Origin of the sequence: Paenibacillus sp. FSL H8-0048 (assembly GCF_038002825.1) — a bacterium.
Taxonomy (GTDB): Bacteria; Bacillota; Bacilli; order Paenibacillales; family Paenibacillaceae; genus Paenibacillus_AQ.
This window is the reverse complement of sequence record NZ_JBBODF010000001.1, coordinates 1,448,538-1,460,450: the sequence shown is the minus strand read 5'-3', so window position 1 is coordinate 1,460,450 and position 11,913 is coordinate 1,448,538. Positions and strand designations below refer to the sequence as shown.

The following is an 11,913-nucleotide window of genomic DNA, read 5'->3' as shown; positions in this document are numbered from 1 at the left end:
CGATTCTCCCGGGAGCCTTGGTTTCCGGGCTTCTTTTTGTCTACATTTGTTGTTTGGAAGAAGAAGAAAATGGGTATTATCCGGTAAGCCGGTGAATCTGACTGGCGATGTTAAAGTTCAATGAATTCATGAGGAGTGAGAAGATGTCCACAAAAAAACTAATAATGGGCTTATCCTTGACGTTGTCCCTTCTGGTCCTGAGTGCGTGCAGCAATTCAGCAAACGCGCCATCCGCCGAGCCGTCCCAGGAATCCACACCGGCAGCCGAAGCAGTGCAGACCCCTGCGGCCTCAACAGAGCCGGAGCAGACACCGGCAGCAACGGATGAACCGGAGCAAACGCCTGAGCCAACAGCCGGAAGCAACGAGACGGCTTCCGGATCTGCGGATCTGCCGAAATTCCTGCCGGAGGATTTCCCGATGCCTAACAATGTAACAGAGACCATCCTTTCGAATGCGGAGGAGAATGAGGGCAAGAAGTCGGCATTGCTGATTTTTAGAACAACAGACAGTATGGAATCGGTAACAAAGCTCTATGATGATTATCTGTCTTCTAAGCTGGGTGATCAGTCTGTGAAGACTATTGACCCCAAGAACCTGATCATTCAAGGGAAGACCAAGGATGGTAAGCAGAGCTGGTCAATCATTGGCGGTCCGCTTGCGTCCAAGGAGGGAACCGTTGAGCTTAACGTAATTTGGTCTGAAATATAAGACGTACAGCCAAGCTGCTTTACACAGAGGAACATCCGTTGAGCTCGATTTAGAGCAGCCAACGGATGTTTTTTTGTGATCGGACAAAAAGTGTCGAATTTTGTAATTAAAGAGTATACGCCAGGTGTGACGGGGATATATAATTAATTCTGTGAACGAAAATTAGTCAGGCGGTGTTATGGTTTGTCTTGGGAACCTGTAGGATTTATGTTTTTCTCAACAATAGAGACGCTTGCGCTCTATTATCTGATTATGTCTCTCTATAGATTCAAATGGAGATGGTACATCTGGCAGGCTTTATTTGTCATCTTGCTTAACAATCTGCAAAGCTATCTGTTACGTAATGAACTGGGCATGTCGAATGTTGCACCACTTGTTTTAATTCTGATTTTCATCTTCTTTTTTGCTGCGGTGGTGAGGATGCCGCTGATTCTATCTATCATTGCAACGATATCAGGATTTGCTATTTTTGCAGGGATTCAGACGCTGCTCACCTTGCTCATGTTCGGATCGATATCGAATATTGGCAGTACCGCGAACGGATATTTTCTACAGGTTGCGACCGCTGCCGTGGTGTTTGGTATCTTTGGGTTACTGTACCGCAAAGGCAAGGGCTTCACGTTCGATCTGGATAAACTACGCTTCAAGATAGAGGATATCCTGTTGTCTCTGCTGATTTTCGGCTTCGTGATAGGAATTTCAGTGCTACTCTACTATAATGAAATTCTGCTCAATGCCTTGATTTTCCTGGTGATGTCTGTATTCCTTCTATATTATTCCACCCGGAGGGAACGGGAAGATGCTTGAATTCATGTCCGGCAAGCTGGCATTTACGATTAAAAATATTGTACCTGAGCACCCGGCATCCTACGCTGTCCTGAAATTTGCGATTAGCGTAGTGCTTAATGTGGTCTTTATAATTGGGCTGACGCTGGTAGTATCCCTTTTTACGGGCAGGACAAGTGAAGCTCTGCAGATTCTGATCTCCTTTGCCTTATTACGTCAGGTGTCCGGCGGAGCCCATCTCAAATCCGGTATAGCCTGTGTCTTGTTTACGGTATGCTTGTTCACAGTCCTGTCCTACGTGGAAGTTAGCCCTCTGTACGTTATGCTAATGAATGCAGCTAGTCTGTTAGTGGTTCTATGGCTGGCACCCACTGGTATTGAACGACAAACCCGGATTCCCAAGCGACACTGGCCTAAGCTGAGAATCGTGGCGTTACTGCTAGTAGCTGCCAATATCATTGTAGGATCACCTGTCATCGCAGCCAGTTTTTTGGCACAATCCATCAGTCTGATTATAGCTAGAAGGGAGGTGAAAATCTGACAATGAGAGCTTTGCAGCGCAAAGTAGTGTATAAGCTTGCTTCTGGTTTGTCCGCCTTGGCTGCCCTTATCGTGTTGGTTACAGCAAGTGTATTATACATTAACCAACCCGAGGTTCCGGAAGAGTTACTTAAATAACATTGGAGTTGATCCCTTTGAGCACGATATCTGTTACTAGAGACACAGAGGGAAACACTGGTGTATTCTCACTCGATATTGAAAAAATAACTTTTATGGAATTTGAACGGACTATCTATCGGATCATTGTCCATACGTACGATCAGACCTTTTATACAGTAGGTACGCTGAAATATTGGCTTAATACCCTGGCCAGTTCAGGATATAATTTCGTTCTAGCAGATAGAAACACGTTAATTCAGGTTTCTAATATTATCCAGTTGGATAAGACTTTTCATATTGCTTATTTTGGGGAAGACCATAGAGGAGTCGAGCAAAAGTGTTTTCTGTCAGAGAAGGGCTATAAAGAAATTCTCAAATACGTAAAGACATCCGCATCGGATATTCAATTAGTGGAGCTGCCCCAGTGGTAGCTTATTTTTTTAGGGAGGTTGGCGATTTTTCCAGACTGAGAAGCGAAGAGTAGATCGGAAGTGGTATATATAATAAGGCTGACCCTGCGCTATTCATTCTCAAGCGCCTAGGGACAGCCTTTGTTTAGATTATCCTAATCTGCAGCTAATTTAGAATACATACACAGATCAATGAAGGTTCCGTTGGAGCGCTCACTCTGCCTCAATATTCCTTCCAGCGAGAAATTTAATTTCTGCAGCACCTTAATCGAATTGATATTAGCAGGTTCAACCTTTGCTTCTATTCTATTGAAGCCCAGTGTATCAAACGCATAATCTATCAGTGCGCGAAGGGCTTCAGGCGCATATCCTTTTCCCCAGTACTCGCGGCTAAGGTCATAACCAATCTCAGTCTTCGCATTGTCATAGTCCAGCATATTGTAACCGCATGAGCCGATAATCCGGCCGGATTCTGCCTCCGTGATGGAATAGCGGATCGCCTGATTCTCGCCCGCTAATTTATCAAGCAGCTCAATCATCTCTACGGCCTGACACTCATCCGTGAAATTGCTGATATTCATGAACCGGGTGACTTCAGGATCGGACCAGATCGCGAAGAGACTGGCTGAATCGGTGGTACTCATTTGTCTTAATACTAATCGCTCGGTACGTAATTCAGTAATCATCAAAGTGTTACCTCCATTAAATATTATGGTGTCGGTGAGGCACAACTATTGATATCTGTGCATAGTTCAGTCCTTTCCGAGTGTAAGCTGCCTCTATTATATAGAAAGCAAGAGAGAAAGTTAACAGCCATCCAGGATCGATTCAACAAATCTTCACAAAGAAGGGTACTTTGCTTGGTGGCGTCTCCTAATCTATCAACATATCCTATGTATTGTGAGGACGAAGGTAGCATAGCGATTTCGATCCTCTCAAATATATTTTAGGAGGTATAGTTTATGCCGCATAAACTATCATCTACCCATCTGATCAACCAGGGGGATACTTCAATTTACAATCCAGGTACCTCTACTCCGGCTTTTACAGATGCGAATTTTTTTAAGAATTGTGGAAAAACAGGAGCGACAGGGACTATTCAAAAATTTGGTTGCCCTATTTGTGATCTTGCCATGTTTATTTTATATAAAGGCGGGCTCTCTAATGCAACGAAATCCAATGTGTATTACGCCGTTTGGGAAGCAACTAAAAAGGGAACGGACAACGCTGCTGATTTCACAGCAAAGGGATTCACTGCAAAAATCGGAAGTCAGAGTATCACTGTAAGCATTACTCCGATTGCGGACGTATCCGTGGAAGCCGAAAAAGGGAACATCTGCATGATGAGACTTGAGGAAGGTTCCAACTCTCATTATGTCATTGTGGACGGGCATGACTCCTCCGCTTCCGGTTTTGATAAATACCTGGTATGTGATCCGGATGGCGGTGTTCAGAAGACCTTGACAAAGACCATGCAAAAAAGAGGGTTCACGGTAAGTGCATCTGTAATTACTGAGAGATATAAGCTTAGTTAAGGAAGTCATGGGAGCAGCTTGATCGCTGTAGATTCATACTGTCATTAATAGAGGCTGTGTGGGCATGTGCTCATGCAGTCTTTTTTTTGTTTCTTACTCCGCCTAACATGGTAAAGTTTAGGTAAAAAGCATCTGGGAGGGCATGATGAGAAAAACGATAATGGTAATGTTGTTCTTGTTCATATTGACAGCTTGTGCGGATTCCAAAGACGGGTTAACCACCAAAGATTTAGCCGTCCAAAAGGTGAACGATTCTAAAGCCATTGTTGGGTATGGAATGAGCCGTGCGGAAGCGGAAGAGGTACTTGGTGAAGGGGATGATAAGAGTATTGCGAATTCCGTCATGTACAGCTCTGGTGTAAGGGTTATGTACCGTGAGGATAAAGTGGCAGGTATTACTCTGTCAGAGGAATCGAAAGATACGTATGAAACCACTGGCGGTTTTAAAATTGGCATGTCCAAAGATGACTTCAAAAAAATATACGGCGATCAATATCTGATGGATATGGAGCGCAATCTGGATTATGCTTACGATTCCATCAACAAGCGTTACTTGCATGATAAAGAATGGGCAGCAAAGGCTGAAGATGATTCGAAAATATATGTAATTTCAGGTCTGTTCAACGGTAAAGGTGTAGCAGACGGCATTGCATTAGTGGATAAGCGAATGGCGATAACTTACAGGTAAATGGGAGGGCTGAAGATAAAAAATGGGCTTGCATGTTTCATAGATATTTAAGGGGACAGAATAGCAATATATGGGGCACAAAAGGCTGGCTTCGTTTACAATGAGTGGTTCTGCCATGATATAATCAATGTATATGATTGGAGTGATAATCGTGGAATTACTCGACGCACGGAATGACTTTATCTTCAAGAAAATCTTCGGCAGTGAGAATAACAAGGATGTTCTGCTGGCCTTCCTCAATAGTACCTTCATGGAAGCCGGCGAACCCCCGCTTACAGAAATTATATTAATGAATCCGTACACAGATAAGGATGCTCCAGCTGAGAAACAGTCAATCCTTGATATCAAGGCCAAGACGGCAGAGGGCAAACGGATTAACATCGAAATGCAGCTGTTCAATCCATACAATATGGAGAAGCGGACACTTTTCTACTGGAGCGAGATGTATTACCACCAAATTCAAAAAGGTGACGATTACAGCCAATTGAAGAAGTGTGTGACGATCAATATTCTGAACTATTCCTGCCTGCCGAATGACCGTCATCATAATGTGTTTCACCTTCGGGAAGACCACACTGGGATTCAGTTGAATAACGATCTGGAAATTCATGTAATGGAATTAACAAAGCTCGAGGAGCAGGCCGTCCCATTAACTGGTGGTCTGATCAACTGGTTATTATTCCTGAAGGGTGTTGAACAACCAAACTGGGAGGTGCTGACCATGAATGAACCGATGTTGAAAAAAGCAATGGATACGCTGGAGTTCCTGAGTCAGGATGCCGCTACAAGGATGGAGTATGAAGCCCGGATGAAGTATTTGCGGGATGAGGCGTCGCGGATGAATGGTGCTAGGGCTGAGGGGCGAGCTGAAGGACGAGCAGAGGGTGAACGAAAAAAGGCAGAGGCAATGGTGCGTGAACTTCTTGCACTTGGAGTAGAAACCTCCATTATTGTTAGAGCCTCAGGCCTCCCTGAGGAAGAAGTTTTAATCTTGAAATCATAAACGGGTAGACACTGACCATGAAGTAACCGATGCTGCAAAAGCAAATATAAAAATAGCTTGCCATTCCCTCACGTCCTGTGTTATTATAAATTTCGTTGCAGGACGGTAGCTCAGCGGGAGAGCACTATCTTGACAGGGTAGGGGTCATGGGTTCGAACCCCATCCGTCCTATATGCAGAAGGCCTTGATATTCAAGGCCTTCTTTCTTTTTAGAAACACGAAAAACAAACAGAGAAGCTATTGACGTTTGGCAGCAGATGACTTTATGTGTCTAATGCAATGTTATAGTTTCTTTTTTTATGGATATTTAAAGAGTGACAAAAACCCACGACACCCCATCCGTAGTATATTACAATAATAGCGCTTGTCTGGAAGTTCCTTAACCAACAACATAAAAGGTGAAATTCTATCATGATCGTAACGTTACATGAAGCGGAGCGCCCTGGGGTGAGTCTAAAATATGTGGTGATTTTTATGAAGCAAGGCGAAGATTGGGTGCTTGTGCGGCAGCGTGAGCGGTCCACCTGGGAATTTGCCGGGGGGCATATTGAGGCGGGGGAGAGCCCCGGGGAAGCTGCGGTAAGAGAGCTCTATGAAGAGACAGGCGCCGAAGATTATGAGCTGCATCCGCTATGCATCTATTCGGTCAGCAGTGATGAGCTGGGAGAGAGCTACGGAATGTTGTATTATGCAGATGTCAAAAGGTTCGGAGCTATGCCCCCGTTCGAAATGGCGGAGCTTCGAAGCTTCAGCGAGCTGCCGCAGGCGGTGACCTACCCGGGGATCTACCCCACGCTATATGCGAGAGTATGTGAATATGTGAAGCATCTGTGAATCAATCTTAATCGTATTTCTGGTAGAATAGACACACGATTGGCTGAAAGGAGGCCCAGCTCATGAGTAATGAGATTACGAGGTTTAAGCGTCTTGGCGACTACCTGAGATCACGGCGGGACCGTCTGCAGCCAGCAGCTGCAGGCATCAAGGAAACGAACAGTCAGCGCAGAACGCCAGGTCTGCGGCGGGAGGAGGTTGCGGTTCTGGCCGGCCTCAGCAGCACTTATTATACATGGCTGGAGCAGGGCAGGGAGGTTACCGCTTCCAGAGAGGTCATGGAGAGTCTCAGTCAGGCGCTGCGGTTGTCGGCAGATGAGCGCAAGCACCTGTTTGAGCTTTGGAATCCTGGCTTGCCGGATACACTTGCTTCTATAGATACGGTCAATCCGGAGCTGAACCCGCAGTGGCGGGATATTATCCGCCAATTGACTTATCCGTCTTTTATAACGAATGAGCGGTCTGAGGTGCTGGCCTGGAATGATAAAGCGAGTGAAGTGCTAAGTGATTTCGGAGGTCTGTCTGCTTCAGAGCGCATTATGATGCGTCTTCTGTTCCTGGATCTGGAGCTGCGCCGCCGGATGCTGAACTGGGAGGAGTTCGCCCTACATTCAGTAGGTGTGTACAGAACCTATTATGACTTGAACCTGCATGATCCCTGGCACAAGGAGATGGTCGATCAGCTCTTGGAGGACAGTGCAGATTTCGCCGGGATGTGGAAGCAGCACAATATTCAGGGCAAAAGGGTCAACCGTGTGGTCATAGAGAGCCTTGGTACAAGTCAGCCTGTCGTATACGATATCAATTCGATGGCAAATCTGGCGGATCACCCGGGCCTGCATATTTGTATCTATACCCCTGTTATGACGTAGCAGACGATTCTGTGAGGGACATACCCCATACGTTTTCCGCTGCTCCCTGGTAATGATCTTACTAGTATGAACGTACTGTGGCTGCTCCATGGCAGGACGGTTAGAATAAGACATGTTCGAAAGATCTATTACAGGGACAGAGGGAGGCAACCATATGCATACAAGAATACTCGGTAACGAAGGGCTGAGCGTATCAGCTCTGGGACTCGGAACGATGATGATGCCTGATAATGAAGAGTCTGTAAGAACCATTCATGGTGCGCTTGATCTGGGCGTAACTCTGCTGGACACAGCGGATATCTATGGAGCCTTCGAGCAGCAGCGCTTCGGCGGCAATGAACGGCTTCTCGGACGGGCGCTTAAGGGCCGGAGAGATCAGGCGGTGATTGCGACCAAATTCGGCATTACGCATACTCAGGGAACCAAGGGAGATCCGGCCTATATCAAAAAATCCGTAGATGCCAGCCTCTATCAACTCGGCACAGATTATATCGATCTGTACTATCAGCACCGTCCTGATCCGAACACCCCAATTGAGGAAACCGCCGGTACCCTGGCTGACCTCGTCAAGGAAGGGAAGATCCGCTTTATCGGCTTATCCGAGGCCTCGCCTGAATTGATCCGCCGGGCACACGCGGTGCATCCGTTGACCGCCCTGCAGACAGAGTATTCACTCTGGAGCAGGGAGGTGGAGGATGAGATTCTGCCGCTGGTCAAGGAGCTGGGCATCGGCTTCGTTCCTTATAGCCCGCTGGGCCGCGGTTTTCTGACTGGACAGATCAAGAGCTTCGATGATCTGCCGGAGGATGATTACCGCCGCCATTACCCGCGGTTCCAGGGAGAGAACTTCACCCGGAACCTGGAGGTCGTCTCGTTGATCGGGCAGATGGCAGCCGAGAAGGGCTGCGCCCCGGCACAGCTTGCTCTGGCCTGGCTTCTAGCACAAGGAGAGCGGATTGTACCGATCCCCGGCACGAAGCGGCTGGAGCGGTTACAAGAGAACCTCGGAGCGCTTCAGGTTACATTGACGGCAGAGGATCTCGCACGGATTGAGCGGATATCCCCGCAAGGAATTGCAGCCGGAGCACGTTACCCCGGCCAGAACTAAGTTATCACACAGAGCGGACAGCTGCTGTGCATCCATTCCTATTTTTTTCCCGGAGCGTTTTTGCCTGCGCCGCTTGCTTTAGTGAGCGGTATGCGGGAAGAACGCTTTTTTAATCCATCCCCATCCGCTCCAGCTCCTCTTCGATCCGCTGCACCTCTATCCGCTCAAACAGTAATTTAAGCTCCAATATAGGCTGCCCTGCAAGGATGGATACCGGGTGCCATACAGGCTGTTCTATGGATAGGAAGCCTCTAATCTTCTCGCAGGAGAAAGGAATGAACGGGTTCAGCAGGTTTGCCAGGTTGGCAATAATCTGAACACAGGTGTACAGCGTGTTGCCCCCGGCAGCAGGATCATGCTTGATTTGGAGCCAAGGCTGCTGTTCATCGAAATATTTGTTGGCCTGGCGGATATGCGAGAAGATGAATTCCAGAGCTTCCTTGAAATGTCCGGCCTCAATCAGACTTCCTGCTTCCTTATACAGCTGCTCCAGACTGCCAACCCATACTTCGTCCAAAACTCCGTCTGGAACTCTGCCATTCCAGGACTTATTCAGGAACACGAGGCTGCGGTTGACGAAATTGCCGAACGCGCCCAGCAGCTCGCTGTTATGGCTATAGACGAACTCTCTCCAGGAGAAGTTGGCATCCCGCTTCTCGGGACCGTTCGCCGTCAGGAAATAACGGACCGAGTCCGGGTCATACCTGCTGAGAATATCCGGCACCCAGACCGCCCAATTGCGGCTGGTGGAGAATTTCTGCCCTTCCAGGGTCAGATATTCAGAAGAGAAGATCCGGTCCGGCAGATGCAGTTCCTCAGCTCCGAGCAGGAGAGCCGGCCAGATCAGGCTGTGAAAAGGAATATTGTCCTTCCCATGCACATAGTAAGCGGTTATTGGCGGCTGCCCATCGTTATTTTGTGCGGATGTTATAGACCAGAAATCCTCCCACCGGTTGCCTGTCTCCGCCGCCCACTGCTTGCTGGCGGACAGATAGCCGCTGACCGCTTCGATCCAGACATAGATTTTCTTGTCTGCGAAGCCGGGAGTGGGCACATCCACGCCCCAGTCCAGATCGCGTGTTGCTGCACGGTCCTGCAGACCTTCCTGCAGATATCTGCGGGTTAGCCGGACGGCATTATCTCTCCAGCCCTGCGCGGAATCAGCATATTCTGTGAGTGCTTGCTGGAAGCTGGACAGCGACAGATAGTAATGCTGAGTAGAGCGCAGCACAGGCGCAGTGCCGCAGAGGGCACATGTGCGTTCCAGCAGATCCGCCGGATCGAGAATTGTTGAACAGTAATCGCATTGATCTCCCCGGGCATGCTGTCCGCAGACCGGGCAGAGGCCATGGACATAACGGTCCGGCAAGAAGCGCTGGTCCTGCTCACAATAGCACTGGAGACTGGATTTCTGGTACAGATACCCGTGATCCAGCAACTTAAGAAACAGCTCCTGTACCGTGCTGTGGTGATGTGCCTGATCGGTCCGGGTATACAAGTCATAAGTGAAGCCTAAGGTGCGGAAGCAATCGGCGAACTCCTCATGATACCGGCTGGCGAATTCGCCCGGCGTTACACCCTCCTGCGCCGCCTGTACAGCAACGGGGGTGCCGTGACAGTCACTGCCGGATACATAGAGTACAGCGTCACCTTTGGCACGGTGGTAGCGGGCCAGAATATCTCCCGGAAGAATGCTGGCGAGTCTGCCCAGATGCAGGGAGCCGTTGGCATAAGGCCAAGCCCCTCCGATAAAAATGTTAGTCATATCTCTCTCTCCTCCTCAAATTCATTGGACGCAAAAAAGGCACTCATCCCCCAAAGGGACGAGAGCCTGTGCTCACGTGTTACCACCCAAATTCATCAATGCCTCGCGGCATTCACCTCTTCAGGTACGACCGCATAAAAATGCGGGTATACCCTAGCATGGTAACGGATGCGGGTTCCGGCGCAGCCTACGACCCGTTAATGCCAGGTTTCGGTGCGCAGCTCTGAGACCATATTCCCAAGGGTTTTCTTTGCTCCTTTTCACCGGCCGGAGCTCTCTGTGGAAGAATTGCCGAGGGACTCTTTCTCTTCGCAGCTATTGTGGTATCCTAATTACTGGATATCATATATGCAGCCCGGGAGATTTGTCAACATCATAAGTCTATTTGCAATCCACCGCACTCCTGTGCGACAGTAGAGAGTAAGAGAGATCAAAAGGAGATTGAGACTATTGCAGGAAAACAAACAGGAGAAAAAAAGCTCAGGCGCATGGGGATGGCTGGGCAGTGGGGCGGTATTGCTGCTGCTTAAGGGAAAAGCCATCATCTCTCTGCTCAAGCTGGGCAAAATCGCAGGTCCGCTGATCTCCATGATGGTATCGATCTGGGCCTATGCACTAATTTCGCCATGGCAATTCGCTGTGGGCTTCGTTGCGTTATTATTCGTTCATGAGATCGGCCATGTGATCGCTGCCAAGCGGATCGGACTGCCGGTAAGCGCTCCGTTGTTCATTCCTTTTATGGGCGCACTGATTACGATGAAGAAGCAGCCGCTGGATGCCAGGGAGGAAGCTTATGTCGCTTTTGGCGGTCCTATATTGGGGAGTATCGGTGCACTGATTGTGTTCGGAGCAGCCTATTATTATCATAGCCCCTTGTTATATTCACTGGCCTACATCGGCTTCTTCCTGAATTTGATTAATCTGCTGCCGATCCATCCGCTGGACGGGGGGAGAATTGCCACGGCAGTTACCCGCTGGTTATGGCTGGTAGGGCTCATTGGAGGCTTAGCTGTAATCATCTATTTGAAATCTATCCTGTTCGGCATCATCTGGGTAATGTTCGCCTATGATATGTATAAGAAGTACATCAGCCGGCGTACGAAGAATCAGATGCATACGGTGCTTAAAAGCTTCCTGATCCCCATAGAGGATCTGCAGGAGCAAGGGTACCTGATCCCCGGCCCCGAGCATAAACGGGAGCTGCCGTTCACCACCTACAGTGATTTGAACCGCCAGCAGTTCGTCGGGGTACGCTGGGATAACCTGGATTACTATGGAACGACGACCCTGCCGGTACAGTCGCTGATCGGAAAAGTCAAAGTCGTGCAGCTCGACCAGCTGTATGTGGACGCCAGCCTTCACTTGAAGATGACCTGTGAGATCAGCTTCACTGTTTATGACAATGATAAGTACTATGATGTGCCGGCTGCTTCCCGCTGGAGATATGGGGCGGCGTATTTTGTCCTTGCTGGAGTTCTCGGGGGTATGATGTATCTTGTCCATGTGGTTGGCAATGTAAATCTGTAGAGCTTCGTTTATGAA

General features: G+C 48.4%; 14 protein-coding genes and 1 tRNA gene. 13 read left to right on the top strand and 2 right to left on the bottom strand.

The features are described from left to right. The first annotated feature begins 143 nt into the window (after positions 1-143). From NSU18_RS06460 to NSU18_RS06445, 5 genes are all read left to right on the top strand, one after another. Positions 144-710, top strand: coding sequence for a hypothetical protein (locus tag NSU18_RS06460; RefSeq protein ID WP_341148557.1), 567 nt, complete (start codon positions 144-146; stop codon positions 708-710). A gap of 207 nt (positions 711-917) precedes the next feature. Next, positions 918-1,517, top strand: a complete 600-nt coding sequence (locus NSU18_RS06455) for a hypothetical protein (RefSeq protein WP_341148556.1) — start codon at positions 918-920, stop codon at positions 1,515-1,517. Then, complete coding sequence (locus NSU18_RS06450; protein WP_341148555.1) at positions 1,510-2,037, top strand: accessory gene regulator ArgB-like protein; 528 nt, start codon at positions 1,510-1,512, stop codon at positions 2,035-2,037. The genes NSU18_RS06455 and NSU18_RS06450 overlap by 8 nt, the downstream gene beginning before the upstream one ends. Before the next feature lie 2 nt (positions 2,038-2,039). Beyond that, a complete protein-coding gene (locus NSU18_RS32365; RefSeq protein ID WP_081751311.1) occupies positions 2,040-2,174 on the top strand; it encodes a cyclic lactone autoinducer peptide in 135 nt (44 codons plus the stop codon). A 17-nt stretch (positions 2,175-2,191) separates the two neighbouring features. Then, on the top strand, positions 2,192-2,587 hold the full coding sequence (locus NSU18_RS06445; RefSeq protein WP_209877684.1) for a LytTR family transcriptional regulator DNA-binding domain-containing protein: 396 nt from the start codon (positions 2,192-2,194) through the stop codon (positions 2,585-2,587). A gap of 134 nt (positions 2,588-2,721) precedes the next feature. Here the strand turns inward: NSU18_RS06445 and NSU18_RS06440 are convergent, their stop codons facing one another. Continuing rightward, positions 2,722-3,252, bottom strand: a complete 531-nt coding sequence (locus NSU18_RS06440) for a GNAT family N-acetyltransferase (RefSeq protein ID WP_341148554.1) — start codon at positions 3,250-3,252, stop codon at positions 2,722-2,724. 276 nt (positions 3,253-3,528) lie between these two features. Between NSU18_RS06440 and NSU18_RS06435 the strand changes: the two genes are divergently transcribed. The 7 genes from NSU18_RS06435 to NSU18_RS06405 all read left to right on the top strand — a co-directional run bounded on the left by NSU18_RS06435 (position 3,529) and on the right by NSU18_RS06405 (position 8,606). Continuing rightward, positions 3,529-4,101 (top strand): hypothetical protein, encoded by a 573-nt coding sequence (locus NSU18_RS06435; RefSeq protein ID WP_341021079.1) that lies wholly within the window; start codon positions 3,529-3,531, stop codon positions 4,099-4,101. Between the two features lie 145 nt (positions 4,102-4,246). Beyond that, positions 4,247-4,789 (top strand): hypothetical protein, encoded by a 543-nt coding sequence (locus NSU18_RS06430; RefSeq protein ID WP_341148553.1) that lies wholly within the window; start codon positions 4,247-4,249, stop codon positions 4,787-4,789. Between the two features lie 148 nt (positions 4,790-4,937). Beyond that, positions 4,938-5,792 carry an Rpn family recombination-promoting nuclease/putative transposase gene (locus NSU18_RS06425; protein WP_341023276.1) on the top strand — a complete coding sequence of 285 codons (855 nt, stop codon included), beginning with the start codon at positions 4,938-4,940 and terminating at the stop codon, positions 5,790-5,792. 99 nt (positions 5,793-5,891) lie between these two features. Continuing rightward, positions 5,892-5,963, top strand: a tRNA-Val gene (locus NSU18_RS06420). Between the two features lie 240 nt (positions 5,964-6,203). Beyond that, positions 6,204-6,626: an NUDIX hydrolase gene (locus NSU18_RS06415; RefSeq protein WP_341021083.1), complete on the top strand. Its 423-nt coding sequence runs from the start codon at positions 6,204-6,206 to the stop codon at positions 6,624-6,626. 62 nt (positions 6,627-6,688) lie between these two features. After that, positions 6,689-7,498 (top strand): helix-turn-helix transcriptional regulator, encoded by an 810-nt coding sequence (locus NSU18_RS06410; RefSeq protein ID WP_341021085.1) that lies wholly within the window; start codon positions 6,689-6,691, stop codon positions 7,496-7,498. A gap of 154 nt (positions 7,499-7,652) precedes the next feature. Continuing rightward, positions 7,653-8,606, top strand: coding sequence for an aldo/keto reductase (locus NSU18_RS06405; protein ID WP_341021087.1), 954 nt, complete (start codon positions 7,653-7,655; stop codon positions 8,604-8,606). 109 nt (positions 8,607-8,715) lie between these two features. Here the strand turns inward: NSU18_RS06405 and metG are convergent, their stop codons facing one another. Further along, positions 8,716-10,371 carry a methionine--tRNA ligase gene (gene metG, locus NSU18_RS06400; RefSeq protein ID WP_341148552.1) on the bottom strand — a complete coding sequence of 552 codons (1,656 nt, stop codon included), beginning with the start codon at positions 10,369-10,371 and terminating at the stop codon, positions 8,716-8,718. A 450-nt stretch (positions 10,372-10,821) separates the two neighbouring features. Between metG and NSU18_RS06395 the strand changes: the two genes are divergently transcribed. Beyond that, positions 10,822-11,898, top strand: a complete 1,077-nt coding sequence (locus NSU18_RS06395) for a site-2 protease family protein (protein WP_341021090.1) — start codon at positions 10,822-10,824, stop codon at positions 11,896-11,898. Positions 11,899-11,913: the final 15 nt, after the last annotated feature.